General features: G+C 73.9%; 28 protein-coding genes and 1 riboswitch. Of the genes, 16 read left to right on the plus strand and 12 right to left on the minus strand.

Annotated elements, in window-relative coordinates; all coding sequences use genetic code 11:
• A partial coding sequence (gene eda / locus PV341_RS26965) for a bifunctional 4-hydroxy-2-oxoglutarate aldolase/2-dehydro-3-deoxy-phosphogluconate aldolase (RefSeq protein ID WP_500359205.1) occupies window positions 1-428 on the plus strand: 428 nt, incomplete at its 5' end.
• Here the strand turns inward: eda and PV341_RS26970 are convergent.
• The 3 genes from PV341_RS26970 to PV341_RS26980 are packed head-to-tail and all read right to left on the minus strand — an operon-like array spanning window position 414 to window position 3,180.
• Window positions 414-1,577 carry a bifunctional RNase H/acid phosphatase gene (locus PV341_RS26970; protein ID WP_500359206.1) on the minus strand — a complete coding sequence of 388 codons (1,164 nt, stop codon included), beginning with the start codon at window positions 1,575-1,577 and terminating at the stop codon, window positions 414-416. The two genes, eda and PV341_RS26970, sit on opposite strands and share 15 nt — an antisense overlap.
• Complete coding sequence (locus PV341_RS26975) at window positions 1,577-2,320, minus strand: zinc ribbon domain-containing protein (RefSeq protein WP_500322399.1); 744 nt, start codon at window positions 2,318-2,320, stop codon at window positions 1,577-1,579. Before PV341_RS26975 ends, PV341_RS26970 begins: the two co-directional genes overlap by 1 nt.
• The gene (locus PV341_RS26980; protein ID WP_500359207.1) at window positions 2,317-3,180 is read right to left on the minus strand and encodes a Nif3-like dinuclear metal center hexameric protein; all 864 of its coding nucleotides are present in this window, start codon (window positions 3,178-3,180) and stop codon (window positions 2,317-2,319) included. The genes PV341_RS26975 and PV341_RS26980 overlap by 4 nt, the downstream gene beginning before the upstream one ends.
• A 180-nt stretch (window positions 3,181-3,360) precedes the next feature.
• On the opposite strand from PV341_RS26980, the gene PV341_RS26985 reads away from it, so the two are divergent.
• Window positions 3,361-4,491 (plus strand): hypothetical protein, encoded by a 1,131-nt coding sequence (locus PV341_RS26985; RefSeq protein ID WP_500322199.1) that lies wholly within the window; start codon window positions 3,361-3,363, stop codon window positions 4,489-4,491.
• A gap of 59 nt (window positions 4,492-4,550) precedes the next feature.
• Window positions 4,551-4,730, plus strand: coding sequence for a hypothetical protein (locus PV341_RS26990; RefSeq protein WP_500359208.1), 180 nt, complete (start codon window positions 4,551-4,553; stop codon window positions 4,728-4,730).
• A gap of 26 nt (window positions 4,731-4,756) precedes the next feature.
• Here PV341_RS26990 and PV341_RS26995 read toward each other — a convergent pair whose 3' ends face one another.
• The 3 genes from PV341_RS26995 to PV341_RS27005 are packed head-to-tail and all read right to left on the minus strand — an operon-like array spanning window position 4,757 to window position 7,663.
• A complete protein-coding gene (locus PV341_RS26995; protein ID WP_500359209.1) occupies window positions 4,757-5,695 on the minus strand; it encodes a 3-oxoacyl-ACP reductase in 939 nt (312 codons plus the stop codon).
• A 19-nt stretch (window positions 5,696-5,714) separates the two neighbouring features.
• Window positions 5,715-6,791, minus strand: coding sequence for a Zn-dependent alcohol dehydrogenase (locus PV341_RS27000; protein ID WP_500359210.1), 1,077 nt, complete (start codon window positions 6,789-6,791; stop codon window positions 5,715-5,717).
• Window positions 6,792-6,817: 26 nt separating this feature from the next.
• Window positions 6,818-7,663 carry a MaoC/PaaZ C-terminal domain-containing protein gene (locus PV341_RS27005; protein WP_500322194.1) on the minus strand — a complete coding sequence of 282 codons (846 nt, stop codon included), beginning with the start codon at window positions 7,661-7,663 and terminating at the stop codon, window positions 6,818-6,820.
• A 244-nt stretch (window positions 7,664-7,907) separates the two neighbouring features.
• Here PV341_RS27005 and PV341_RS27010 point away from each other — a divergent pair, with 244 nt between their 5' ends.
• The 8 genes from PV341_RS27010 (at window position 7,908) to PV341_RS27045 (ending at window position 15,263) form a co-directional block, all read left to right on the plus strand.
• Window positions 7,908-8,840: an ABC transporter ATP-binding protein gene (locus PV341_RS27010; RefSeq protein WP_500322398.1), complete on the plus strand. Its 933-nt coding sequence runs from the start codon at window positions 7,908-7,910 to the stop codon at window positions 8,838-8,840.
• On the plus strand, window positions 8,840-9,571 hold the full coding sequence (locus PV341_RS27015; protein WP_500322192.1) for an ABC transporter permease: 732 nt from the start codon (window positions 8,840-8,842) through the stop codon (window positions 9,569-9,571). Before PV341_RS27010 ends, PV341_RS27015 begins: the two co-directional genes overlap by 1 nt.
• Before the next feature lie 38 nt (window positions 9,572-9,609).
• The gene (locus PV341_RS27020; RefSeq protein ID WP_500359217.1) at window positions 9,610-10,803 is read left to right on the plus strand and encodes a sensor histidine kinase; all 1,194 of its coding nucleotides are present in this window, start codon (window positions 9,610-9,612) and stop codon (window positions 10,801-10,803) included.
• Window positions 10,800-11,414 (plus strand): response regulator, encoded by a 615-nt coding sequence (locus PV341_RS27025; RefSeq protein WP_500322191.1) that lies wholly within the window; start codon window positions 10,800-10,802, stop codon window positions 11,412-11,414. The genes PV341_RS27020 and PV341_RS27025 overlap by 4 nt, the downstream gene beginning before the upstream one ends.
• Before the next feature lie 158 nt (window positions 11,415-11,572).
• Window positions 11,573-12,244, plus strand: coding sequence for a class I SAM-dependent methyltransferase (locus PV341_RS27030; RefSeq protein ID WP_500322189.1), 672 nt, complete (start codon window positions 11,573-11,575; stop codon window positions 12,242-12,244).
• Window positions 12,245-12,266: 22 nt separating this feature from the next.
• Entirely contained in the window at window positions 12,267-13,145 is an 879-nt protein-coding gene (locus PV341_RS27035) for an N-acetylmuramoyl-L-alanine amidase (RefSeq protein WP_500322187.1), read from the plus strand.
• 129 nt (window positions 13,146-13,274) lie between these two features.
• Complete coding sequence (locus PV341_RS27040; RefSeq protein WP_500359211.1) at window positions 13,275-14,117, plus strand: DUF5336 domain-containing protein; 843 nt, start codon at window positions 13,275-13,277, stop codon at window positions 14,115-14,117.
• Window positions 14,118-14,249: 132 nt separating this feature from the next.
• Complete coding sequence (locus PV341_RS27045; RefSeq protein WP_500322184.1) at window positions 14,250-15,263, plus strand: LLM class F420-dependent oxidoreductase; 1,014 nt, start codon at window positions 14,250-14,252, stop codon at window positions 15,261-15,263.
• Here the strand turns inward: PV341_RS27045 and PV341_RS27050 are convergent.
• Complete coding sequence (locus PV341_RS27050) at window positions 15,250-15,786, minus strand: hypothetical protein (RefSeq protein WP_500322182.1); 537 nt, start codon at window positions 15,784-15,786, stop codon at window positions 15,250-15,252. The two genes, PV341_RS27045 and PV341_RS27050, sit on opposite strands and share 14 nt — an antisense overlap.
• A 143-nt stretch (window positions 15,787-15,929) precedes the next feature.
• Between PV341_RS27050 and PV341_RS27055 the strand changes: the two genes are divergently transcribed.
• Window positions 15,930-16,217, plus strand: a complete 288-nt coding sequence (locus tag PV341_RS27055) for a hypothetical protein (protein ID WP_499511603.1) — start codon at window positions 15,930-15,932, stop codon at window positions 16,215-16,217.
• A 7-nt stretch (window positions 16,218-16,224) separates the two neighbouring features.
• Here the strand turns inward: PV341_RS27055 and PV341_RS27060 are convergent, their stop codons facing one another.
• From PV341_RS27060 to PV341_RS27070, 3 genes are read right to left on the minus strand one after another with little or no spacing between them, the layout of a single operon-like run.
• A complete protein-coding gene (locus tag PV341_RS27060; RefSeq protein ID WP_500359213.1) occupies window positions 16,225-17,328 on the minus strand; it encodes a prenyltransferase/squalene oxidase repeat-containing protein in 1,104 nt (367 codons plus the stop codon).
• Entirely contained in the window at window positions 17,325-18,062 is a 738-nt protein-coding gene (locus PV341_RS27065) for a class I SAM-dependent methyltransferase (RefSeq protein ID WP_499511605.1), read from the minus strand. Before PV341_RS27065 ends, PV341_RS27060 begins: the two co-directional genes overlap by 4 nt.
• Window positions 18,056-19,381: a glycosyltransferase family 4 protein gene (locus PV341_RS27070; RefSeq protein ID WP_500322179.1), complete on the minus strand. Its 1,326-nt coding sequence runs from the start codon at window positions 19,379-19,381 to the stop codon at window positions 18,056-18,058. Before PV341_RS27070 ends, PV341_RS27065 begins: the two co-directional genes overlap by 7 nt.
• 344 nt (window positions 19,382-19,725) lie before the next feature.
• Here PV341_RS27070 and PV341_RS27075 point away from each other — a divergent pair, with 344 nt between their 5' ends.
• A complete protein-coding gene (locus PV341_RS27075; protein ID WP_500322178.1) occupies window positions 19,726-20,349 on the plus strand; it encodes a TetR family transcriptional regulator in 624 nt (207 codons plus the stop codon).
• Window positions 20,350-20,363: 14 nt separating this feature from the next.
• Here the strand turns inward: PV341_RS27075 and PV341_RS27080 are convergent, their stop codons facing one another.
• Both PV341_RS27080 and PV341_RS27085 read right to left on the minus strand, forming a co-directional pair.
• Window positions 20,364-20,597 carry a ferredoxin gene (locus PV341_RS27080; protein ID WP_500322177.1) on the minus strand — a complete coding sequence of 78 codons (234 nt, stop codon included), beginning with the start codon at window positions 20,595-20,597 and terminating at the stop codon, window positions 20,364-20,366.
• Between the two features lie 4 nt (window positions 20,598-20,601).
• Complete coding sequence (locus tag PV341_RS27085) at window positions 20,602-22,065, minus strand: aldehyde dehydrogenase (protein WP_500322176.1); 1,464 nt, start codon at window positions 22,063-22,065, stop codon at window positions 20,602-20,604.
• Window positions 22,066-22,180: 115 nt separating this feature from the next.
• Between PV341_RS27085 and PV341_RS27090 the strand changes: the two genes are divergently transcribed.
• The 3 genes from PV341_RS27090 to PV341_RS27100 form a co-directional block, all read left to right on the plus strand.
• Entirely contained in the window at window positions 22,181-23,185 is a 1,005-nt protein-coding gene (locus tag PV341_RS27090; RefSeq protein WP_500322175.1) for a Strvi_7410 family MBL fold metallo-hydrolase, read from the plus strand.
• Window positions 23,186-23,286: 101 nt separating this feature from the next.
• Window positions 23,287-23,362, plus strand: a riboswitch (cobalamin riboswitch).
• 110 nt (window positions 23,363-23,472) lie between these two features.
• Window positions 23,473-24,609 carry an SCO2321 family membrane protein gene (locus PV341_RS27095; protein ID WP_500359214.1) on the plus strand — a complete coding sequence of 379 codons (1,137 nt, stop codon included), beginning with the start codon at window positions 23,473-23,475 and terminating at the stop codon, window positions 24,607-24,609.
• 41 nt (window positions 24,610-24,650) lie between these two features.
• Window positions 24,651-24,905, plus strand: a 255-nt coding sequence (locus PV341_RS27100; protein ID WP_500359216.1) for an SCO2322-related protein, incomplete at its 3' end; no start/stop codon positions are given.

Raw genomic sequence — 24,905 nt, forward strand, 5'->3', positions numbered from 1 at the left:
GGGCGGCGGCGAGGGCCGGGGCGCGGTTCCTGGTGAGCCCGGGGTGGACGCCGGGCCTGCTGGACACGATGACCGCGTCCGGGCTGCCGTTCCTGCCCGGCGTGTCGACCGCCTCCGAGGTGGTCGCCCTGGCCGAACGCGGCGTGACGGAGCTGAAGTTCTTCCCCGCGGAGGCGGCCGGCGGCACGGCGTACCTCAGGGCGCTGGCCGCCCCGCTGCCGGACGTCCGGTTCTGCCCGACCGGCGGCATCGACGCGGAGCGCGCGCCGGCGTATCTGGCGCTGCCCAACGTCGCCTGCGTGGGCGGTAGTTGGATGGTCCCGCAGGACGCCCTGCGGGACCGCGACTGGGACCGGGTGGAGCGGCTCGCCCGCGAGGCGGCCGCGCTGCGGGCAACGGCGCGGCCCGCGCCGTCAGCGCAGGTGTGACGTGTCGTTGAGCAGCCGCAGCGACGCGTTCCCGTCCCCGTAGTACGCCACCGCCGACAGCGCCGCCGGCGACAGCTCCATCCGGAACAGCGACTCCGGCGGGGCGCCCAGGGCGAGGCGGACCAGGGTCTTGATCGGGGTGACGTGGGTGACCAGCAGGACCGTGCGGCCGGGGTGACGGGCGAGGAGCTTGTCCCGGGAGAGGGAGACCCGGCGGGCGACGGCGGCGAAGCTCTCCCCGCCGGGCGGGGCGGCCTTGGCCGAGCCGAGCCAGGCGTCGAGTTCGTCCGGGTAGCGCTCCTTCGCCTCGGCGAAGGTGAGCCCCTCCCAGGCGCCGAAGTCGGTCTCGCGCAGCCCTTCGTCGACGCGTACGTCGAGGCCGAGCCGGTCCGCGACGGCCTGCGCGGTCTGCCGGCAGCGCGCCAGCGGCGAGGTGACGACGGCCTGGACGGTGCCGCGGGCGGCGAGGGTGTCGGCGGCGCGCCGGGCCTGCCAGAGGCCCTTCTCCGAGAGTTCCGGGTCGTCGCCGCCGCTGCCGGAGAAGCGCTTGTCCGCGGTGAGCGGGGTCTCGCCGTGCCGCAGCAGGACGAAGGTGGTGGGCGTGCCGAGGTCGGCCGCCGCCGCCCAGCCGACGGGCGGGGCCTTGGGTGCCTCGTTCGCGGCCTCGTCCACCGGTTCGGGCTCGGTGGCGGCGGTGACCAGCGCGGCGGCGGAGCGGCCGGGCTCCCACTGCTCGCCGCGCTTGCCGGCGTCCATCGCCTCGTTGGCGAGCCGGTCGGCGTGCTTGTTCTTCTCGCGCGGGATCCACTCGTAGCTGACCTGCTCCGCCGGCAGGACGGTCTTCGCCTCGGCGGCCAGCGGCCGCATGTCCGGGTGCTTGATCTTCCAGCGGCCGGACATCTGCTCGACGACCAGCTTGGAGTCCATCCGCACCCGTACCCGGGCCTGCGGGTCGATCGCGCGCGCCGCGCGCAGCCCGGCGATCAGGCCCCGGTACTCGGCGACGTTGTTGGTGTGCCGGCCGATGAACTCGGCGGCCTCGGCGAGCACTTCACCCGTGGCGCCGTCGCAGACGACGGCGCCGTACCCGGCCGGTCCCGGGTTGCCCCGGGACCCACCGTCGGCCTCCACCACCAACGTACGGGCCATTACAGGCCCGACTCGGGGGTGCGGACGAGGATGCGGCGGCAGTTCTCGCAGCGCACGACCTCGTCGGCGGCGGCCGCCCGCACCTCGTTGAGCTCGGTGATGTTCAGCTCCAGCCGGCAGCCCTCACAGCGCTTCTGGTAGAGCCGGGCGGCGCCGACGCCGCCGGACTGGCCGCGCAGCTTGTCGTAGAGCTTCAGCAGGTCGGCGGGGACCGAACCGGCGATGATCTCGCGCTCCTTGGTGACCGTGGAGCCCTCGGCGTCGATCTCCTGCAGCACCACGTTGCGGCGCTCCGTGGACTCGCCGGCCTTGGCCTGCACGGACTCCAGGCGCCCGGTCAGCTCCTGGACCCGCTCCTGCAGGCCCTCGCGGCGCTCCATGACCTCCAGGACGACGTCCTCGAGGTCGCTCTGCCGCTTGGCGAGCGAGGCGATCTCGCGCTGCAGGTTCTCCAGGTCCTTGGGGGAGGAGACCGCGCCGGAGTCCAGCCGCTCCTGGTCGCGGACGGCGCGCTTGCGCACCTGGTCCACGTCCTGCTCGGCCTTGGTCTGCTCGCGGGCGGTGTCGCTCTCCTCGGTCTGGGCGGCGACCAGCAGGTCGCGCAGCTGGGTCACGTCGGAGTTCAGGCGCTCGATCTCCGCGTGCTCGGGAAGGTTGATGCGCTTGTGGTCCAGCTGCGCGAGGCGCGCGTCGAGGGCCTGGACCTCAAGCAGTCGGATCTGGTCTGCGGGCGCGGCTTTCAGCGGGGGGCTCCTGAGGTCGTGGGTTCGTCAAGGGGAAGTGCCGGGGCGTGGGCCGTCCACGGGTCGGTGACGGCGCGCGAAACGGACGTTCGCAGTGCCCAGCCGTGCCGTTCGCAGACCTCGTCGAGCCGGCGCGCGGCCTGCTCGCACCAGGGCCATTCGGTGGCCCAGTGGGCGGCGTCGACGAGCGCGGGCGGACCCGCCTGCTGCGCCTCGGACGCCGGGTGGTGGCGCAGGTCGGCGGTGAGGTAGACGTCCACCCCGGCCCTGCGCACATCGTCGAAGAGGCTGTCGCCGGAGCCGCCGCACACCGCCACGGTGCGGACCTGCCGCTCCGGGTCGCCCGCGACGCGCAGTCCGGTCGCGGTGGCCGGCAGGCCGGCCGCCGCACGGCGCGCGAACTCCGCCAGCGTCATCGGCTCGGGCAGTTCGCCGATCCGGCCGAGGCCGCGGCGGCCGGCCAGGTCGGCGGGGTCGGGCACGAGGGGTCCGGTGACCCGCAGGCCGACGGCCTCGGCGAGGGCGTCGGAGACCCCGGGGTCGGCCCGGTCGGCGTTGGTGTGCGCCACGTGCAGCGCGACGTCGTTCTTGATCAGGGTGTGCACGACGCGGCCCTTGAAGCCGGTCGCCGCGACCGTCGTCGTCCCGCGCAGGTAGAGCGGGTGGTGCGTGACCAGCAGGTCGGCGCCGGTGGCGATCGCCTCCTCGACGACCTCCCGGACCGGGTCGACGGCGAACAGGACCCGGCCGACCTCCGCGTCCGGGTCCCCGCAGACGAGACCGACGGCATCCCACTGCTCGGCCCATGCCGGAGGCCAGAGGGCTTCGAGGGCGGCGATGACGTCGGACAGTTTCGGCACGGGTCGAGGTTACCGCGCCGGTGGCGGGCGGCCGGAATCCCGGGCTGGTCATGAGCACACCGAGCATCCGAAGTCCGACGGAACGGGACGAGAGCCACCCTTATGTGTGAAGACCACCAACTCGTGTCGGACGCCCGGGCGTGCCAAAACTAGCGTCGTGGCCCGGAGGTGAGCCACACCATGACAGCCTGCGCCACCGAGACCACCACCGTGCGACGGGCCGGGTTCACGATCGCCGCGGACGGCTCCTACGCCGCCTGCCTGGCCCAGGCACCCGACGGGGGTGACGGCTGGTACCCCGAGCGCTGGACGCTCGGCGGGCCCGAGCCGTACACCGTGCCCCTGCCCGGCAACCAGCCCGAGGAACAGTGCTCCGAGGTCCTGCCGTTGCCCGACGGCCGCGTGCTCATCCGCCGCCGGGTCGCCGACCGGTACGACCTCGCCCTGCTCTACCCGACCGGTCCCGGGACCGGCGAACTGCTCGTCGGCTCGCTGCCGGGCGGGGACGCGGAGGCGCGACTGCTGCCCCCGGTCGCCTCCGGCGAGGCGTACGCGCTCACCTACGACCCGGTGCGCGAGGTGTCGGCGGTGTGGCTGGTGCACGACGACCGGGACCTGCGGCCGCGCCGGCTGGCGGAGGTCCCGGGCCGCTGCGGGGGCGGCGCGTGGCTGGACCGGGCGGGCCGGCTGCTCGCGCTGGACCGCGAGGCGGAGGGGACGGTCAAGACGGTCGCCGTCGACCTGGAGCGGGCCGGGGCGGTCAGCCCGCTGCTGCAGATCACCGAGGGGAGCAACGACCGGTTGCTGCTCGCGGAGCCGGACAGCGGGCTGCTGATAGTGCGCACCGACGCCACCGGCGAGGACCGCATCGGCTGGGGCGTCCTGGGCAGCCGCCGGCCCCTGCGGTTCGCCGAGTGCCTGCGTGTCCCGGACGCGGTGCTCACCCCGTTCGCGGCGCAGCCCGGCCAGGTGCTGATGCCCGAGGCGTGCGCGGTGGCGCTGCGCGCGGACGGCCCGCACGGCACGTCGCTGGCGGTCTGGCGGCCCGGGGAACGCCGTACCACCTGGCTGTCGGCGCCGGAGGGCTGGCTGCCCGGGGCCGGCCTGTGGTCGGACCGCGGGGTGCTGCGCCTGCCGTACGCCTGCACGCACTGCCCGTGCGGCACGGTGGAGTACCAGGCGCCGCCCGCGGTGCCCGTGCCGCCCCCGCCGGGGAGCGCGGCGGAGGGCGCTCCCGCGGACGTCCCGGAGGCGGCCACGACCAGCCCTGTGCTCCCGTTGCAGAAGGCGCCGCTGGCCACAGGATCTTGAATCGGTAAACTCCTGCGGCGTTCCGCGCACCTTGCACGCTAGTCACGGGGAGTTTCCTCATGTCCGATGCCCGACACGACACCGCCGCCGAGGCCCGCCTCGAGGACGGTTCCGCCGAGGGCCAGCACGCCGGCCGCCACCGCGGTACGGCTTCCGCCCAAGACGACAGCGCCCAGGTGGTCCAGGCGCCGCACGGCCGCCACCGCCGCCCCTCCGGGCCCCCCGCCATGGAGGTCTGACGGGCCCGGAGCCCGGAAGGCCCGGTTCAGCCCCCGTGGCGCAGGGCCAGGACGTCGGTGGCGGCGAAGGTGTCACCGGGGTCACGGCCCGCCCAGTACGGGGTGAGCAGGTCGTCCAGCTCGTCGTGGGTGAACGCCTCCTTGGCGGTGTCGAACCTCGCCGCGACGCGGGGGCGGTCCATCACCGCCACCATCCCGCCGTGCACGACGAACAGCTGACCGGTGATCCGGTCGGCCGCCGGTGACGCCAAGTAGCCGACGAGCGGGGCGACATGCTCCACCCCCAGCGGGTCCGGCCCGTCCCCGGGCCGCCCGAGGCCCGCGAAGACGTCCTCGGTCATCCGCGTGCGCGCCCGGGGGCAGATGGCGTTGACGCGTACGCCGTACCTGCCGAGGGCGGCGGCCGTCGACGAGGTGAGGCCGACGATGCCGCCCTTGGCTGCCGCGTAGTTGGGCTGGCCGGCCGAGCCGGCGAGGAACGCCTCGGACGAGGTGTTGACGACCCGGCCGTAGACCGGGGCGTCCGTGGTCTTGGCGCGCTCGCGCCAGTGGGCGGCGGCGAACCGGGTGGTGGCGAAGTGGCCCTTGAGGTGGACCCGGACGACGGAGTCCCACTCGTCCTCGGTCATCGAGAAGACCATGCGGTCCCGCAGGATCCCCGCGTTGTTGACCAGGATGTCGAGGGCCCCGTACGTGCCGACCGCCAGCCCGACCAGGTCCTGCGCCTGCCCGAAGTCGGCGACGTCCCCGTGGTGCGGCACCGCGTGGCCGCCGGCGGCGGCGATCTCGGCGACGACCTCGTCCGCGGGGGTCGCCGACGCCGCGCCGGAGCCGTCGCGGCCGGGCTGCCCGTAGTCGTTGACGACCACGTTGGCGCCCAGCCGCGCCAGTTCCAGCGCCTCCGCACGGCCCAGGCCGCGTCCGGCCCCCGTCACGATCGCCGTCCTGCCGTCCAGCACGCCCATGCCTTCTCCAGCCCTGGTGTCAGACCGCGATGCAGGTGCGCAGCGCCTCACCGCTGCGCATCTGGTCGACGGCCTCGTTGATCTGGTCGAGCCGTACGCGGTGGGTGATGAGCCCCTCCAGGTCCACGCGTCCGGCGCGCCAGAGGCGGATGACGCGGTCGTAGGACCGCAGGACGTCGCCGCCGCCGTAGAGGGAGGGCAGGATGCGCTTCTCGTCGAAGAAGAGCTCGAACATGTTGATCTGCAGGAGGTCGTCCATCGCCCCGGCGCCGACGACGCAGAGCGTCCCGCCGCGGCGGGTGGTCTCGTAGGCCGTGCGGGCCGTGGCGCTGCGGCCGACGACCTCGAAGACGTAGTCGAAGCCCTCACTGCCGGTGATCTTGGCCTTGGCGTCGGCCAGTTCCTCCGGGGCGACCGCGTCGGTGGCGCCGAAGCGCAGGGCCGCGTCGCGGCGGGACTCCACGGGGTCGACGGCGATGATCTCCGAGGCGCCGGAGGCGCGGGCCCCCTGGATGACGCTGATGCCGACGCCGCCGCAGCCGATGACGGCGACGGACGAGCCGGGGGTGACCCGCGCGGTGTTCAGCGCGGCGCCGATGCCGGTCGTGACGCCGCAGCCGATGAGGGCGGCGATCTCGTACGGCAGGTCGTCGGGGATGGGCACGGCGCAGGAGGCGGAGACCACGACCTCCTCGGCGAAGGTGCCGGTGCCCGCGAAGCCGAAGACGTCCCCGGCGGGGCGGCGGAAGGTGGGCGTACCGGCGTTCATGAAGCCGGCCAGGCACAGGTGGGACTGGCCGCGCCGGCAGGCCGGGCAGGCGCCGCAGGCCGGGAGCCAGCAGACCAGGACCCGGTCGCCGGCCGTGAGGCCCTCGACGCCCTCGCCGGTCTCGACGATCTCCCCGGCGCCCTCGTGGCCGGGGACGAAGGGCGCCGGCTGCGGCAGGACGCCGCTCATGGCGGACAGGTCGGAGTGGCACAGCCCGGTCGCCCGCAGCCGGATGCGCACCTTGCCCGGGCCGAAGCCCACCGTCTCGATGTCGTCGACGACCTCGAGCTTGTCCTGGCCGATCTCCTGCAGGAGCGCTGCACGCATGGGTGTTCCCCTCTCCCCTCCGGGGCCTACGAGTACTCGACGACGGTGTCGGCGAGGACCGGCGCGTCGTCCCGTTCGACGGCGGTCGCCGACGCCAGGACGCGGCCCTGTTCGGACCACATCCGGATGCGCAGGGTCTCGCCGGGGAGGAAGACCCCGGCGAAGCGGGTGGAGCAGGACCGTACGCGGCCCGCGTCGTCGCCGAGCAGGGTGTCGACGACGGCCTTGAGCGTGATGCCGTAGGAGCACAGGCCGTGCAGGATGGGCCGGTCGAAGCCGGCGTGCTTGGCGAACTCGGGGTCGGCGTGCAGCGGGTTCCAGTCGCCGGAGAGCCGGTAGAGCAGCGCCTGGTCCTCCCGGGTGGCACGCAGGACGGTGCGGTCGGGGGCCCGTCCGGGCGGCGCGGTGCGGGCGGAGGGGCCGCGGTCGCCGCCGAAGCCGCCCTCGCCGCGGACGAAGATCTGCGCGTCGGAGGTCCACAGCGGCCCCTGCTCGTCGGTGACCTCGCGGCGCAGCACGATGACGGCGGCCTTGCCCTTGTCGTACACGTCGGCGACGCGCGAGGTCTGCAGCGCCCGGCCGCGGACGGGGACCGGGCGGTGCACCTCGATGCGCTGCGCGCCGTGCAGGACGGCGGCGAGGTCGATCTCGATGCCGGGAAGGGACAGCCCGCCCCGGGCGTCCCCGGCGGCGACCGAGCCGCCGGCGACGGTGGCGAAGCTGGGCAGGACCTGCAGGCCGGGGCCTTCGAGGGCGTAGTTGAGGGTGTTCGCGCCGAGGCCCAGGTGGTAGAGGATGACGTCCCTGTGGTCCCAGACGAGTTCGGCGCTGCGGGGTTCGGCCGAGGTGGCGGCGACGACGTCGATCGGCATGTCCGGCGGCTCCTTCGCTGCGCGGTGGGCCCTGGCGCGGCCGTCCGCACCGTCGGCCCCGCCAGGGCGTCTACTAGAACGCGTTCTAGCCAGCCCATGTATAACGCATCGCCCGGCCGCTGGGAATAGCTGACGCGTCGTCAGAACGGCCGCCGGTAGTGACATTTGTCCTGCCCGGGTCCGTACATTCCCCACTGACCCGGCGGGGGGCGGCCGCCCTAGTGTCGGTGACATGACGACGACAGTGAATTTCACCAGGGCCGTCAAGACGTTCGGCGCGGTACGCGCGGTGGACGGCGTCGACCTGGAGATCCGGCGGGGGGAGTCCGTCGCCCTGCTCGGCCGCAACGGCGCGGGCAAGTCCACCACGATCAGCCTGCTGCTCGGGCTCAACGAACCCGACAGCGGCGAGGTCAGGCTCTTCGGCACCACCCCGCACACGGCGGTCCGCGCGGGCCGGATCGGCGCGATGCTGCAGGACGGCCGGCCGATCCCCCGGGTGACCGTACGGGAGCTGCTCACCTTCGTGGCGCGCACCTACCCACGCCCCATGCCCGTGGCCGAGGCCCTGGAGCTGGCCGGCCTCACCGAGGTCGCCGGCCGCCGCGCCGACCGGCTCTCCGGCGGCCAGGCGCAGCGGGTCCGCTTCGCCGTGGCCCTGGCCGGCAACCCCGAGCTCATCGTGCTGGACGAGCCCACCGCCGCCCTCGACGTCGAGGCCCGGCGCGCCTTCTGGGACTCGATGCGGGCGTACGCGGCCCGCGGCAACACCGTGCTGTTCTCCACCCACTACCTGGAGGAGGCGGACGAGAACGCCGATCGCATCGTGGTCATCGACCGCGGCCGTGTCGTCGCCGACGACAGCGGCGAGCGCATCAAGCGGGCCGTCGGCGGCAACCTCGTCTCCTTCGACCTGGCCGGGACCCCCACCGAGGGCCTGCGGCAACTGCCCGGGGTGGTGACCGTGGAGGTCCGCGGCGACCGCGCCCTGCTGCGCTCCGCGGACTCCGACGCCACCGTCGTCGCCCTCGCCGACCGCGGCATGGTCCGCGGCCTGACGGTGACCGCCGCCAGCCTGGAGGACGCGTTCCTCTCCCTGACCTCGCAGTCCTCCGCCGAGGACGCCACCCCCGCCACCGCCACGGACACCGCCGCCCTCACCGAGGAGAAGGTCTGATGCTGCTCGCCTACGTCTCGCTGGAGATCCGCCGCACCCTGCGCGACGCCGGATTCGTGATCTTCGGCGTCGGCATGCCCGTCATGATGTACCTGCTCTTCACCAACCTCGGGGTCAGCGGCTCGGAGGAGGACAAGTCCATCGCGCTGGCCTCCATGATCGGCATGGCCGCGTACGGCGCGCTGGGCTCGGCGGTGTCCACCGGGTCCAGCGTCGCGGAGGACAAGGGCCTCGGCTGGCTGCGCCAGCTGCGGATCACCCCCATGTCCCCGCTGCTGGTCGTCACCGGCCGCTGCATCAGCGGCTCGGTCACCGTGCTGCCCGCCATCCTGGCCGTCCTGCTGGCCGGCGGGCTCGTCAACGGCGTCGAACTGGAGCCCTGGCAGTGGGCGGCGGTCGGCGGGCTGCTGTGGATCGGCACCGCCCCCTTCACCCTGCTCGGCCTCGGCAACGGCTACCGGCTGTCCGGGCAGACCACCGGCGTGGTGAACATGGCCTGCAACCTGGGCCTGTCCGTCGTCGGCGGACTGTGGATCCCCTCGTCCGTCTTCCCCGGCTGGCTGCGGGCGGTCTCCGAGTGGACCCCGTCCCACCGCTTCGGGCAGCTCGGCTGGAGCATCGCCGACGGCGCGGTCCCGCGGGCGGGTACCGTCGCCGTGCTCGCCGCGTGGACGGCCCTGTTCGGCGCGTACGCCGTGTACGCCTACCGCCGCTCGGCACGCACCCCGTGAAGACCACCGGCACCGTGGAGAAGGAGGAGACGACGGCCATGGCGACGACGGAATCCCGGCCCCCGCTGCCGGCACGCATCTGGCGCGAGTGGCGGCACCTGCGGGTGACCCGGTCCGCCTCCGCGGAGATCGAGGACCTCAAGCCCCCGACCCGCTTCACCTTCCTGCCCTGGCTGCTGATGGGCGTGGGCGCCCTGTCCCACCTCCTGCAGGGCAAGGCCGCCAACCCCTGGCTCGGCGGCCTCGGCCTGCTGGCCTTCAACTCCCTCTACATCGGGGTCGTCTTCACCGCCCTCAACCCGCGCGCCGCGGCCGGGAAGGCGCCCCGGCTGTACCTGCTCGCGCTGGCCGCCGTCACCTACGCCCTCGCCATCGGCTACGGCGGCAGCTGGCTGGTGTTCTTCCCGCTGCTGTCGCTGGCCGTGGGGATCGTGGTGCGCGGCCGGCGGATGGGTCCCGTCCTCGTCGCCCTCGCGGTGTCCGCCGGGATCGTCTCCGGGCTGCGCAGCGGCGACATCTGGGACGGCGTGTCCATCGGGTACGGCAGCCTCATCTCCGGCCTGGTGACCGCGGCCATGCTCACCCTCTTCGACGCGGTGACCCAGCTGCGCGCCACCCGCCAGGAGCTGGCCCGCAACGCCGTCGCCGAGGAGCGGCTGCGTTTCTCCCGCGACCTGCACGACCTGCTGGGGCACACCCTCTCCGTGGTCGTCGTCAAGGCCGAGGCCGCCCGCCGGCTCGCCCCGCGCGACCTGGACGCCGCCCTCGCCCAGGTCGCCGACATCGAGGCGGTGGGGCGCCAGGCCCTCACCGAGATCCGCGAGGCCGTCACCGGCTACCGCGAGGGCAGCCTCTCCACCGAGCTGGACCGCGCCCGCTCGGCCCTGACGGCGGCCGGGATCGAGGCCGTCGTCAAGGAGTCCGGCCCGCCGCTGCCCTCGCAGACCGAGGCCCTCCTCGGCTGGGTGGTGCGGGAGGGGGTGACCAACGTCGTACGGCACAGCGGGGCCACCACCTGCGTCATCGAGCTCGCCGGCGCCGACGGTCAGGTACGCCTGCGGATCACCGACGACGGCCGCGGCGTAGGCTCGGCCCCCGGGTCGGGCTCCGGCCTGAAGGGGCTCACGGAGCGGCTGGCCGCGGCCGGCGGTTCCCTCGGCACCGGCCCCGCGCCCCGCGGCGGGTTCCGGGTCGTCGCCGAACTGCCGGTGGAGGAGGAACAGGCCGTATGAGCAGCCCCATCAAGGTCCTGCTGGCCGAGGACCAGGGCATGATGCGCGGGGCGCTCTCCCTGCTGCTGAACCTGGAGGACGACATCGAGGTCGTCGCGGAGGTCGCCGCGGGGGACGAGATCGTCACCACGGCGCTGGAGGCCCGGCCCGACGTCGCCCTGCTCGACATCGAGCTCCCCGGGCGCAGCGGGCTCGACGCGGCGGCGGAACTGCGCGAGCGGCTGCCGCAGTGCAAGGTGCTCATCCTCACGACCTTCGGCCGCCCCGGGTACCTGCGCCGCGCCATGGAGGCCGGGGCGTCCGGCTTCCTGGTCAAGGACGGCCCCGTCGAGGAACTCGCCGCCGCGATCCGGCGCGTCCTCGCCGGGCACCGCGTCATCGACCCCGCCCTGGCCGCGGCCGCCCTCAGCACGGGGCCCAGCCCGCTGACGCCGCGCGAGCAGGACGTGCTCAACGCGGCGGCGGACGGGGCGACGGTGGCGGACATCGCGGCGCGGGTGCATCTGTCGGAGTCGACGGTGCGCAACTACCTGTCCTCCGCCATCGGGAAGACGGGCACCCGGAACCGTACGGAGGCGGTGCGCACGGCCCGCCACAACGGGTGGCTCTGACCCTCTGCCCGGGGTGCGTTCTGTGGGGCCCGGTTGTCGTGTGCGGGCTGCCTGCGCCTGCGGCGGGCATCCCCCGCCCGCAACACACAACGGCGCCGCACACAACAACGGGCCGCGGGGGTCACCCCCCGCATCGGGGACCGCACGCGTGGGGGACGATGGGGGGCATGAGCACGCCACCCCCCGCAGACGTCCCCGCGGACGCACTGGCCGCCTTCGAGGCCGCGAAGGGCTTCATGCCCACCCACGAGGGCCTCGCCCTCCACGCGGCCGCCGCCGACGCCGCCACCCGCCTCCCGGGCCTGCCCCTGCTGGAGGTCGGGACGTACTGCGGCCGCTCCACGATCCTGCTGGCCGCCGCCGCACGCGAGGCCAAGACCGTCGCCGTCACCGTCGACCACCACCGCGGCAGCGAGGAGCAGCAGCCCGGCTGGGAGTACCACGACACGGCGCTCGTCGACCCCGAGGTCGGCCTGATGGACACCCTCCCCACCTTCCGGCGCACCCTGCACGCCGCCGGGCTGGAGGAGCACGTGGTCGCGGTCGTGGGCCGCTCCCCGCAGGTCGCGACGGTGTGGGGGAAGCCGCTCGCCCTGGTCTTCATCGACGGCGGGCACACCGACGAGCACGCCGGCAACGACTACGAGGGCTGGGCGCCGCACCTCGCGCAGGACGGCCTGCTGGTGATCCACGACGTGTTCGCGGACCCGGCCGACGGCGGCCAGGCGCCTTGGCGGATCTACCGGCGCGCGCTGGAGTCGGGCGCGTTCGAGGAGCTCTCGGTGACCGGTTCCCTGCACGTACTGCGGCGTACGGGCCCGGGAATCTGAGCCTGCGGATAGCATCGCTGACGTGTTCAAGACCAAGACACGCATCGCCGTGGCCGTGACCGCGCTGGTGCCGACGTGTGCGGCGGCCTGGCTCGTATGGACCGCGTCGGGCGATCCGGCAGCCGGCAAGAACGCCGACCTCTCGCTGAACGCGCAGCCGCTGCCGCCTTCGGCCGCGGCGTCGCAGCAGCCGTCGGCGCCGAAGGCCCTGTCCGTCGCCAAGCCGCTCGCCGGGAAGGTCGTCGTCCTCGATCCGGGGCACAACACGAGCAACAGCCGCCACACCCGCGAGATCAACCGCCTGGTCAACATCGGCACCGGCCGCAAGGCGTGCGACACCACGGGCACCGCGACCAACTCGGGGTACTCCGAGGCCTCGTACACGCTGGACGTGTCCCGGCGCGTGAGGGCGCTGCTCGCGGCGCGCGGCGCCACGGTGAAGCTGACGCAGGACGGGAACCGCGCGTACGGCCCGTGCATCGACGAGCGCGCCCGGATCGGCAACAAGGCGAAGGCCGACGCCGTCGTGTCGGTGCACGGCGACGGGTCGGCGGCCGGCAACCGCGGCTTCCACGTCATCCTCCCGGCCTCGGTGCACCGCGGCATCGCCGACACCCGCAAGATCGTCGCGCCCTCCAAGCGGCTGGGCACCGCCGTGAAGAACCACTTCGCGACGGCGTCCGGCACCAAGCCGTCCAACTACGTGGGCCGCGGTACGGGCCTGGTCGTCCGCAGCGATCTGGGCGGGCTCAACCTCAGCACCGTGCCCAAGGTGCTGATCGAGTGCGGCAACATGCGCGACCCGAAGGACGCGGCGCTGATGAAGAGCGCCAGCTGGCGGCAGAAGGCGGCCAAGGGCATCGCGGACGGCATCACGGCGTATTTGCAGGGCAGGCAGTGATCGACCGGTGTCCATCGGGTCCCGATCCTGTCACCGGGACCCTGCCGGGCTCAGCCGCGGACGCGCGTCCTCATACGATGGGGAACAGCCCTGCGACAGCGATGACGAGACGACTGACAAGGACCCCCCGTGAATAACCGCTCCCTCACCCGAGGAGACGGCGCGGTGATCGGCGCGGCGCTGCTGCTGCTGATCGCCTCGTTCCTGAACTTCTACGCCGCGAAGAACTGCGACGCGGACGGGTGCGCCGTCAGCGCCTGGAAGAGCGAGCTGTTCCCGCTGCTGCCCTCGGTGCACCTGCTGGGCCTGGTCGCCGCCGGCCTGTTCGTGGCCTCGCGTTTCCAGCCCGAGGGGCGCAAGGTGCTCGGCATCGGCCTGGCCCAGTGGGGCGCGGTGCTGTCCGTGGCCGCCGCCTGGGACGCCCTGTGGTCGCTCTTCAACGGCAACGAGGCCTTCGAGCTGGGCGCCGGCGCCTACCTCTCCTTCGTCGCCGCCGCCGCTCTCGCCGCCGCCATGCTGCTCACCCTGCAGGGCCTGCCCGCGCTGAAGGCGCCGCTGCTGCCCGCTCCCAAGCCGCAGCAGCCCCAGCAGGCGCAGCCGTACGGCGGCCAGCAGGGCCAGCCGTACCCGGGCGTGCAGCAGGGCGGCTACGGGTACCCGGGGCAGACCGGTGGGCACGGCGCGCCGGCCGACCCGTCGTTCGGCGGCGGGCAGTACGGCTACCCGCAGGCACAGCAGCAGCCCCAGCAGCAGCCGCAGGCCCAGCCTTCGGCGGAGTTCACGGCCTTCTGGTTCGCGGTGCCCGTGGCGCGGCCGCTGTACGCGGAGGACGGTTCGGGCCGGCAGATCGCCGAACTGACCCCCGGCACCTGGTACCTGGCGGTGGACCAGAGCGGCACCGCCCTGGTCGCGCAGACCCAGGACGGCCGGCGCGGCGTCCTGCAGGACGCCGGCGGCATCCAGCGCGGCTGATCCCCCCGCTCCTCGCGCACCAGCCGTGCCCCGGGCCGTCCGGTCCGGGGCACGGCTGTTCCCCTTCCGGGGCGGGGGAGGTTGCCGTACCGTACGGCTGACATACCGTCAGATGCGGCAGGAGGCCTGCGCATGCGGCTCGGTCTGGCCCTCGGCTACTGGGGGCGCGGCCCCTCCCCCGACCACCTGGCCCTGGCGCAGGAGGCCGAGCGGCTCGGCTACGACTCGGTGTGGACGGCCGAGGCCTGGGGCTCGGACGTGTTCACCCCGCTCACCTGGATCGCCGCGCACACCAGCCGGATCCGGCTCGGCACGGGCATCGCCCAGATGGCGGCCCGCTCCCCCACCGCCACCGCGATGCACGCGCTGACCTTGGACCACCTCTCCGGCGGCCGGGTCATGCTGGGTCTCGGCCTGTCGGGACCGCAGGTGGTGGAGGGCTGGTACGGCAGGCCGTTCCCGCGCAGTCCGCTGACCGCGACCCGGGAGTACGTGGACGTCGTGCGGCAGGTGCTGCGCCGCGAGGGCCCGGTGGCGCTGGACGGGCGCTTCCATCCGCTGCCGTACGCGGGGCCGGACGCGACCGGCCTCGGCAGGCCGCTCAAGCCGATCACGCATCCGCTCCGGGCCGGCCTGCCGATCCTGCTGGGCGCCGAGGGCCCGAAGAACATCGCCCAGACCACCCGCATCGCCGACGGCTGGCTGCCGCTGTACTGGTCGCCGTTCCGCACGGACGTGTACGAGGCGTCGCTGGCGGACGCGCCGAAGGAGTTCATGATCGCCCCGATGGCGCGCGCCCGGCTGTGCGACGACCCGGCGGAGGGGCTGCTGCCGGTGAAGGCGATGCTCGGCTTCTACATCGGCGGGATGGGCGCCGCCTCCCGCAACTTCCACGCCGACCTGATGGCCAGGATGGGGTACGAGGAGGAGGCCCGGCGTATCCAGGAGCTGTTCCTGGCCGGGCGGCGCGAGGAGGCGGTGGCGGCGGTGCCGGACGCCTTCGCGGACGAGATCTCGCTCGTCGGCCCGCGCGGGAGGATCGCGGAGCGGCTGGAGGTGTGGCGGTCGGGCCCGGTGACCGACCTGCTGGTCACCGCGCCCGACCCGGCCACCCTGCGGGTGCTGGCCGAGCTCATCCGCCGCTGAGCTGGGACAGCGAGGGCACCTTGTCGGTGACCTTGGCGCCGGCGTCCTCGCCGGCCGACTTGACGCCGCTGATGGTGTCCTGGAAGGTGCCCACGATGTCGTCCGTGCCCTGGCCGCTGCGCAGCTTGGCCGGCAGGTCCTTGAGCGAGTCGATGCCCGCCGTCAGCGGGGCCACCAGCTTGGAGAGGGTCGGGTCGCCCTTGGCGTTCTCCGAGGCGGCCTTGAGCCGGTTGTAGGCGAAGGCCCCGGCGAGGCCGGCCTTCACCAGGGTGAGCTTGCGGCCGTCGGCGTCCTTCTTGAACTTGCCCTCGCGGTAGGGCTTGACGATCCACTGGTAGGTCGCCCCGGCGGCCAGTCCGGCGTTCGCGACGAAGCGGGTCTTGGCGAGCTTCTGCTTCTGCACGGAGGAGGTAGGGCTCGCGGTGCCGCCGCTCGCGCTCCCGTCGGAGTCGCCGCCGCAGGCGGGGACCACGAGGAGGACGCCGGAGAGCAGGAGGGCGGTCAGGGCGCGGCGCAAGGGCATGACGGTTACTCCCGGGGGATGCGGTGCGTGATCGCATCCTCGCCCGGGCCCCGGCGACCGGCCACCGCACAGGGCCGTACGGGGCGTCAGGCGCGCGCCGGCCCGCCACGTTTCAGTCCGCCGATCGGGGCAAGACGGCAGGTATGTCCAGACGTTATCGCGGCAATCTGGCGGCCACCATCATCATGGTGGCCGCGGACGTGGCGGCATTCATCCTGATCCTTTGGATCGTGCTGTGGGTCCTCGACGCCAACCGGGCGAACGACCTCGTGGAGTGGATCCACGACATGGCGTCCTGGCTCGGTGGCTGGGCCCACGACATCTTCTCCACCCAATCCGCATGGGCGCGCACCCTGCTGAACTACGGTCTGCCGGCGGCGGTCTACCTGATCGTCGGGCACGCCGTGGCGGGTCGCGTCAACCGGGCCTGACGCCCGCTCACCGGCCGGCGCAGCACCCCGCCGCCTCGGGCACCAGCCCGAGCGGCAGCCGTTCGCCCCCGAAGACCGCCGTCGTCGCCTCGTCCCCTCCCAGGGCGGCGACGGCGAGCAGCAGGGCCCCGGCCGTCCACGTGGTGCGTTCGCGGGGCCACACCGCGGGTCCGGTGCCGGCCTGCGCGTCGCCCTCGAAGACGTACCCGGTCCAGTACATGCCGTCCTCGGCGCGCAGGTGCCGGATCGCGGCCAGGATCTCCACCGCGCGGTCGGACTCGCCCATCGCCCACAGGGCGAGGGCGAGTTCCGCGCTCTCCCCGCCGGTCACCCAGGAGTTGGGCACCACGCAGCGGACCCCGAGGCCGGGCACGACGAACTCGTCCCAGCGTGCCAGGACGCGCTCCCGGGCGGCCTCGCCGCGCAGCACCCCGCCCAGGACCGGGTAGTACCAGTCCATCGAGTAGCGGTCCTTGTCCAGGAACCGCTCGGGGTGGTGGGCGATGGCGTGCCCGAGGGCACCGGCGGCCAGCTCCCAGTCGGGCTGCGGGTCCTCGCGGTGCTCGGCGACGGCCAGCGCGCAGCGCAGCGCCTGGTACATCGACGAGCAGCCGGTCAGCAGCGCCTCCTGCGGGAACGTCCCGTCCTGCTCGCGCTTCCAGGCGATCTGCCCGCCGGGCAGCTGGAGTTCCAGGACGTACTCGACGGCCGCGTACAGCACCGGCCACATGCTCTCCACGAAGGCGTCGTCGCCGGTGGACAGGTAGTGGTGCCACACGCCGACGGCGACGTAGGCGCAGAAGTTGCTCTCCCGGCCCAGGTCGGTGGGCTCGCCCTCGGCGCCGTCGGCGTAGCCGTAGGCGGCGTACCAGGAGCCGTCCGGGTTCTGCCGTCGGGCGAGCCAGGCGTAGGCGGCCTCGGCGTGCTCGTGCTCGCCTGCGGCGTCCAGCGCCATGGCGGCCTCGACGTGGTCCCAGGGGTCGAGGTGGCCGCCCTCGAACCACGGTATGGCGCCGTCCGGCCGCTGGACGGCGAGGATCCCGGCGACGGTCTGCGCGGCCTGCTCGGAGGTCAGGACGCCGGGCAGGACGAGGTGTTCGGTCCGCCTCACGCGTCGACGCCCGCCTTCGGGTTGTGCGGCTTGGTGGCGTAGGCGACGAAGCTCTTGCCGATCAGCGGGTTGAGCGTGTTCTCGGCGAGCCGGGTGGCCAGCGGCTTCTTCATGATGTCCCAGACCAGCAGCTTGTGGTACAGCTTCACCGGCAGGGCCTTGTCGTTGTCCACGCCGACGGCGCACTTGATCCACCAGTACGGGGAGTGCAGCGCGTGCGCGTGGTGGGTGCCGTACGGGCGCAGGCCCGCCTCACGGATCTTGCCCAGCAGCTCGTCGGCCCGGTAGATGCGGATGTGGCCGCCCTCGACCTCGTGGTACGCGTCGGACAGCGCCCAGCAGATCTTCTCCGGCCCGTAGCGCGGCACGGTGATCGCGATCAGCCCGCCCGGCTTGAGGACGCGCACCATCTCGGCGAGCACGCCCTTGTCGTCCGGGATGTGCTCCATGACCTCGGAGATGATGACGCGGTCGAAGCTGTCGTCGGGGAACGGCAGGCTGAGCGCGTCGCCCTCCATGGCCGTGGCGGTCGCACCGGCCGGGGCCTCCCCGGCCTCCTTCATGGCGGCGAACCACTTGGCGACCTCGCGGATCTCGTCGCCGTTCCGGTCCAGGGCGACCACGTTCGCACCGCGCCGGTAGCACTCGAAGGCGTGGCGGCCCGCGCCGCAGCCCAGGTCGAGCACGCGGTCACCCGGAGCGAGCGGGAAGCGGGAGAAGTCGACGGTCAGCACGTGGAGTCTGCTTTCGTCCGGGACGGTGACTGGACAGTGGGCCGCGGCCCCCCGGCGGCCTCGATCGCCGCGCGGTAGTGCTCGGCGGTGCCGATGGCGGCCCGCTCCCAGGTGAAGCGGGCCAGTACGCGTTCCCGGCCGGCCCGGCCGAGACGGCGGCGCAGCTCGGAGTCGCGCAGCAGCCGGCCCAGCGCCGCGGCCAGCGCGCCCGGGTCCCCCGGCGGCACGGCGAGGCAGGTCTCCCCGTCGGGCCCGGCCACCTCGGGGATGGCACCGCCGGTGGTCGCGACCAGCGGCGTCCCGGTGGCCATGGCCTCGGCGGCCGGCAGCGAGAACCCCTCGTACAGCGACGGCACGCACGCCACCTGGGCGCTGCGCACCAGGCGGACCAGCTCCGCGTCGCTGATGCCCTTGACGAAGTCGACGGCACCGCCCAGCCCGTACCGCTCGATGGCGGCGGCCACCGGGCCGTCGTCGGCCCGCTTGCCGACGACGACGAGGTGCGCGTCGGGGTGCTCGGTGCGCAGCTTGGCGAGGGCCTCCACGAGGTGGACCAGGCCCTTGAGGGGCACGTCGGCGCTGGACGTGGTGACGATCCGGCCCGGCACCTCGGGCACGGACGGGTCGGGCGAGAACAGCCCGGTGTCGGCGCCGATGTGCACGACGTGCACGCGGTCCTCGCGCACCCCGAGGTGGTCGACGATCTCCTGGCGGGAGCTGCCGGAGACGGTCAGCACGGACGGCAGCCGGCGCGAGACCCGCTTCTGCATCCGGGTGAAGCCGTACCAGCGGCGCACCGACGCCCGGCGCTTCCACCCCTGCGCGACGTCGAGTTCGAGCTGCCGGTCGACGGTGACGGGGTGGTGGATGGTCGTCACCAGCGGCGCGCCGAGGGAACGGGGGCCGCCCAGGAGGCCGTAGCCGAGCGTCTGGTTGTCGTGGATGACGTCGAAGGCCCCGCGCCGGGCGGCCAGGTGACGGCGGGCCCGCAGGCTGAACGTCAGCGGCTCGGGGAAGCCGCCGGTCCACATCGTGCCGACCTCCAGCGCGTCCACCCAGTCGCGGTACTCGCCGCGCTTCGGGGTGCGGAACGGGTCCGGCTGGCGGTAGAGGTCCATGCTGGGCAGCTCGGTGAGGCGTACCCCGTCACCGACCGCGTCGAGCACGGGGTAGGGCTGGGCGCCGATCACCTCGACGCTGTGCCCGAGCCGGGCGAGTTCCCTGGACAGATGGCGTACGTAGACGCCCTGACCCCCGCAGAACGGGTTCCCCTTGTAGGTGAGCAGCGCGATCCGGAGCGGCCTGGCCTCTGCGGTCACTCACGGCCCCCTTCTCACTGCACTTCAGCGGGAGCGTAGCCGCCCGTGCCTTGCTAGAACAAGTTTCAGATTCGGTTACTCAGGAGTTGGCCCGAGAGCACGAAGATACCTGTAGCCGTGCGGGGTGCCCTGGTCGGTCCGGGTGATTCCCGCCACGCCGTGCCTGCGGCCGCGCCCGGTGTTCGTGTGCGGCTCCGTTGCGCCTGCGGCGGGCGGGGGATGCCCGCCGCAGGCGCGAACAACCCGCACACAACCACCGGGCCGCAAGGGGCACCCCCCGCAGAAGGGCACCGCAGTACGCTGGGGGCCGGTTCCGCACGGCGCACAGATTCGGATTGGGACAGATGACCGCAGCTCCTCAGCCGACGCCGTCCCCCGTGCCGCTGACCGAGCGTCAGGAGGCCCGCCGCCGCCGCATCCTGCGCACCAGCGCCGAGCTCGCCGTGCGGGGCGGATTCGACGCCGTCCAGATGCGCGAGGTCGCCGAGCAGTCGAACGTCGCACTGGGCACCCTCTACCGCTACTTCCCGTCCAAGATCCATCTGCTCGTCGCCACGATGCGGGACCAGCTGGAGCACCTCCACGAGGCGCTGCGCAAGCGCCCGCCCTCGGCGGCCGAGCCCGCGGACCGCGTGGCGGAGACGCTGATGCGCGCCTTCCGCGCGATGCAGCGCGAACCGCACCTCGCGGACGCCATGGTGCGGGCGCTGACCTTCGCCGACCGTTCCGTCAGCCCGGAGGTGGACGCCGTGTCGCGGCTGACGACCGCGATCGTCCTGGACGCGATGCGGCTGGACGGGCCGCCCGGGCCCGAGCTGCTCTCCGCGGTCCGCGTCATCGAGCACACCTGGCACTCGGCCCTGGTGACCTGGCTGTCGGGACGCGCCTCGATCGCCCAGGTGAAGATCGACATCGAGACGGTGTGCCGGCTGATCGACCTCACCGATCCGCGTCGCGCGAAGCCCTGACTCCTCCGGCCCGGTCACTCCTCGGGCGGGAAGACCGCCTCGCCGGAGCCGGCCAGCGTGATGCTGATCGCCTCCACCGGGCAGCCCTCCGCCGCCGCGAGCAGCGCCTCGGCGGCATCGGTGTCCGGGGCCGCCGGGTGGGACTGGCGGGCGGAGTCGAGGGTGAAGCCGCCCGGCGCGGAGTTCACGCACATGCCCGAGCCGATGCACACCCCCCGGTCGACCTCGATGTGCCACCGGTCCCCCACGGGGTCAGCCCTCCCAGCCGGCGGGCAGGTGGATCATCTTGTGCTCCAGGTACTCGCCCAGCCCCTCGGGGCCGAACTCGCGCCCGAGCCCGGAGTTCTTGTAGCCGCCGAAGGGTCCGAGCATGTCGAGGCTGAAGGTGTTGACGTTGAAGGTGCCGGTGCGCACCCGGCGGGCGACGTCGATGCCGTGCTCGACGTCGGCGGTCCACACGCTGCCGGACAGGCCGTAGTCGGAGTCGTTGGCGATGCGGACGGCCTCGGCCTCGTCCTCGTACGGCAGCAGGCAGATGACCGGGCCGAAGATCTCCTCGCGGGCGATCCGCATGGAGTTGGTGACGTCGCCGAAGAGGGTGGGCTCGACGTACCAGCCGGTGGGCTGCGCCTGCGGGCGGCCGCCGCCGGTGAGGACCTTGGCGCCCTCCTGCTGGCCGAGGGCGATGTAGTCCAGGGAGCGCTGCTGCTGGCGGCGGGCGACCAGCGGCCCGACCTGGGTGGCGGGGTCGAGGGGGTCGCCGACGACGAGCGCGGAGGCGGCGGCCGCCAGGCGCTCGGCGGTCTCGTCGTAGCGGGAGCGGGGCGCGAGGATCCGGGTCTGCGCGACGCAGGCCTGTCCGTTGTTCATCCAGGCGGCCGAGACGATGCCGGGGACGGCGGTGTCCAGGTCGGCGTCGGGCAGGACCAGTGCGGCGGACTTGCCGCCGAGTTCCAGCGTCACGCGGGTGAGGTTGCGGGAGGCGACCTCCATGACGCGCTTGCCGGCGGCGACCGAGCCGGTGAAGGAGACCTTGTCGACGCCGGGGTGGCCGACCAGGTACTCGCTGACCTCGCGGTCGGCGGGCAGGATCGACAACACACCCTCGGGCAGCCCCGCCTCGGCGGCGATCTCGCCGAGCAGGTACGCGTCCAGCGGTGACTCCGGCGAGGGCTTGAGGACCACCGCGCACCCGGCGAGCAGCGCGGGGGCGAGCTTGGCGGCGGCGGTGAACTGCGGGACGTTCCACGGGACGACGGCGGCGACGACGCCGGCCGGCTCGCGACGCACGAGGAGCGGCCCGAGCACGCCGGCCCGTCGTTCCTCCCAGGTGAAACCGCGTGCGACGGTGATCGCGGCGTCCCACACCATCATCGCGCCCAGCGCCTGCGCGAGCACACTCCAGGAGTAGGGCGAGCCGTTCTGGGAGCTGATGACGCGGGCGATCTCGTCGTGGCGCACGGCGATGGCGTCCTTGATGCGCGTGACGACCGCGATGCGCTCGTCGAGGGTCGTACGTGGCCACGGGCCCTCGTCGAAGGCCCTGCGGGCGGCGGCGACGGCGCGGTCGACGTCCTCGCGGGAGGCGTGCGGCACCCGCGCGAAGACCTGCTCGGTGTGGGGCGAGACCACCTCGATGGTGCCGGTGCCGAGCGGGTCCACCAACTCCCCGCCGATGAAGAGCTGTCCGTGTTCGACGATCCCGTTCCCGTCCATGCCTGTCCCGTCCCGCCTTTGGCTGATGCCTCGTCAGAAAGTGACTCTGCTTCAGAACTGATACCAGTTCTAGTTATGGTGGGCAATGCATGCGACGGAGCGGAGAGGGGCCCTCATGGAGCACGGCGACGGCATCTGGAGCATCCCGGTCCCGATCCCCGACAACCCCCTGGGGCACACGCTCGTCTACGTCGTCGACACCGACCGCGGCACCGTCCTGGTCGACACCGGCTGGGACGACCCCGCCTCCTACGACGCCCTCGCCCACGGCCTCACCGCGCTCGGCACCCGTGTCGCCGACGTCCACGGCGTCCTGGTCACCCACCACCACCCCGACCACCACGGCCTGTCCGGCCAGGTCCGTGAGGCCTCCGGCGCCTGGATCGCCATGCACCCCGCCGACACCGCCGTCGTCCGCCGCGCCCGCGGCGCCGCACCGGGCCTGTGGCTGGACTACCTCGCCGTCAAACTCGCCGCCGCCGGCGCCCCCGAGGAGCACCTCGCCCCGCTGCGGGCGGTGCGCGCCGAGCGCCGCGCCGCGAACGTACCCGGCCTGCGGCCCGCCCTGCCCGACCGCGACATCGTCCCCGGCGAGCGGGTCCCGCTGGCCGGCCGCGCCATCCGCGCGGTGTGGACCCCCGGCCACACCCCCGGTCACGTCTGCCTCTTCGAGGAGGACGGCCGCCGCCTCTTCTCCGGCGACCACCTGCTGCCCGGGATCTCCCCGCACATCGGCCTGTACGAGGACCCCGACGAGGCGACCGCCGGCGACCCCCTGGGCGACTACCTCGACTCCCTGGAACGCGTCGCCCGGCTCGACCCCGCCGAGGTGCTGCCCGCCCACAAGCACCCCTTCACCGACGCCGGCGCCCGCGTGCGCGAGCTGCTGGACCACCACGCCGACCGCCTCGCCTCGCTCCGCGCCCTGATCGCCGAGGCCCCGCGCACCCCGTGGCAACTGGCCGAGGCCATGCAGTGGAACCGCCCCTGGGAGCAGATCCCCTTCCCCTCCCGGAACATCGCCGTCGCCGAGGCCGAGGCGCACCTGCGCCGCCTGGTCAAGCTCGGGCACGCCGAACCCGTACCCGGGTCGGATCCGGTCGCGTACACCGCGGTGTGAGGCCGCCGGTGTGAGCCAGACCGCACACGGCCGGGCACGGCCCGGCGCGCGGTCCCGGCTAAGGTGTGGTCGACACACCAAGTCCAATCACGTCCGAGCGGGGGAAGCCGGTGCGAATCCGGCGCTGACCCGCAACCGTGAGCCGTCCCCGCCCGGGGAGGGCCCAGCCGGAGCACCCGCGCGGACGGGAGCGGCTCTTCCGTCGAGGTACACGGAGCCGGAGCCCGGTGCCGTGACCGCGCGCCCGCATCCGGCTGCGCGACCGCTCACCCGAAAGGCACCACCCGATGCACCTGCGCCGCACCGCCGCGGCCGCCCTGGCCGCCTTCAGCACGCTCCTCATAGCCGCGTCGCCGTCACCGTCGCCCGCGGCGGCGCCCGCCGCGCTGTACGGGGAGGGCGACCCGACGTACGACGGCGTGTGGCGTCAGTCGTACGCGCTGCTGGCGCTCCACGCGGCCGACACGGACCCGGCCGGTGACGCGGTGGAGTGGCTCGCCAAGCAGCAGTGCGCGGACGGCGGCTTCGCCTCGTACCGTCCCGACCCGACGGCGCCCTGCGACCCGAAGACCGAGGACACCAACGCCACCGCCATCGCGGTCCAGGCGCTCGCCGTCCACGGCCAGGACTTCGCCGTCGAGCGCGCCGCCGAGTGGCTCGCCAAGGTGCAGAACCGCGACGGCGGCTGGTCCTACAACCCCGGCGGCGCCTCCGACGCCGACTCCACCGGCGTCGTCATCGGCGGCCTCAAGGCCGCCGGCACCGACGTCAAGTCCGTGACCACCGACGGCCGCTCGCCCTACGACGCGCTGCGCTCCCTCCAGGTGGCCTGCGGCAAGAAGGACGGCGGCGCGTTCGCCTACCAGCCCGACCCCAAGTCCGGCGCCCTCGCGGCCAACGCCAAGGCCACCGCCGACGCCGTGCGCGGCGCCGAGGGCGCGGGCTTCGTCGTCGAGGCCCCCGACCGGGACGTCCCCGTGCGCGCCGAGTGCGGTGACAGCGCCTCCGATGCGGGCGCCGCCTGGCTCGCCGGTGGTCTCACCGCCGGCGGCAGCCACTTCGACGCGGTCACCCCGGGCTCCGACCAGAAGACCCCCGACTTCGGCACCACCGCCGACGCCGTCGTCGCCCTCGCCGCCGGCGGCCACCTCGACGCCGCCAAGGGCGCGTACAACTGGCTCGCCGCCAACTCCGCCGCCTGGTCCAAGGACAACCCCACCGCCCTCGCGCAACTCGCCCTCGCCGCGTACGCCACCGGGAACCCCCTGCGCGACCACATCACGCAGCTCAGCGCCCTCGGTCCGGTCGCGGAACAGAAGCCCGACTCCTCCGGCGGCAGTTCGGTGTGGTGGATCGTCGGCGCCTGCCTGGTCGCGGGCATCGGCATCGGGGTGCTGCTCGCCGGCCGGAAGCACCGGCTGTGAGGCGGCCGCCCCTCACGGCGGCGGCACTCCTCCTGGCCCTGGTGGCCGCCCTCGTCGCGACGCCCGCGCACGCGGCCACCTACCGGTACTGGTCCTTCTGGCAGCGTGACGCGGCCACCGACGCCTGGGCGTACGCCCGGACCGGCCCCGCCCTCAGCCGCCCCGGCGACGGTGCCGTCGAGGGCTGGCGCTTCGGCGTCAGCCCCGACGCCGACTCGGCCGCGCGCCCCCGCGGCGCCGCCCGGTTTCCCGCCGCCCGGTTCTTTAAAAAACCCAAACCCTCCCCAACAAAAACC

Source organism: Streptomyces sp. PA03-1a (assembly GCF_033792805.1).
In the GTDB taxonomy this organism is placed as follows: Bacteria; Actinomycetota; Actinomycetes; order Streptomycetales; family Streptomycetaceae; genus Actinacidiphila.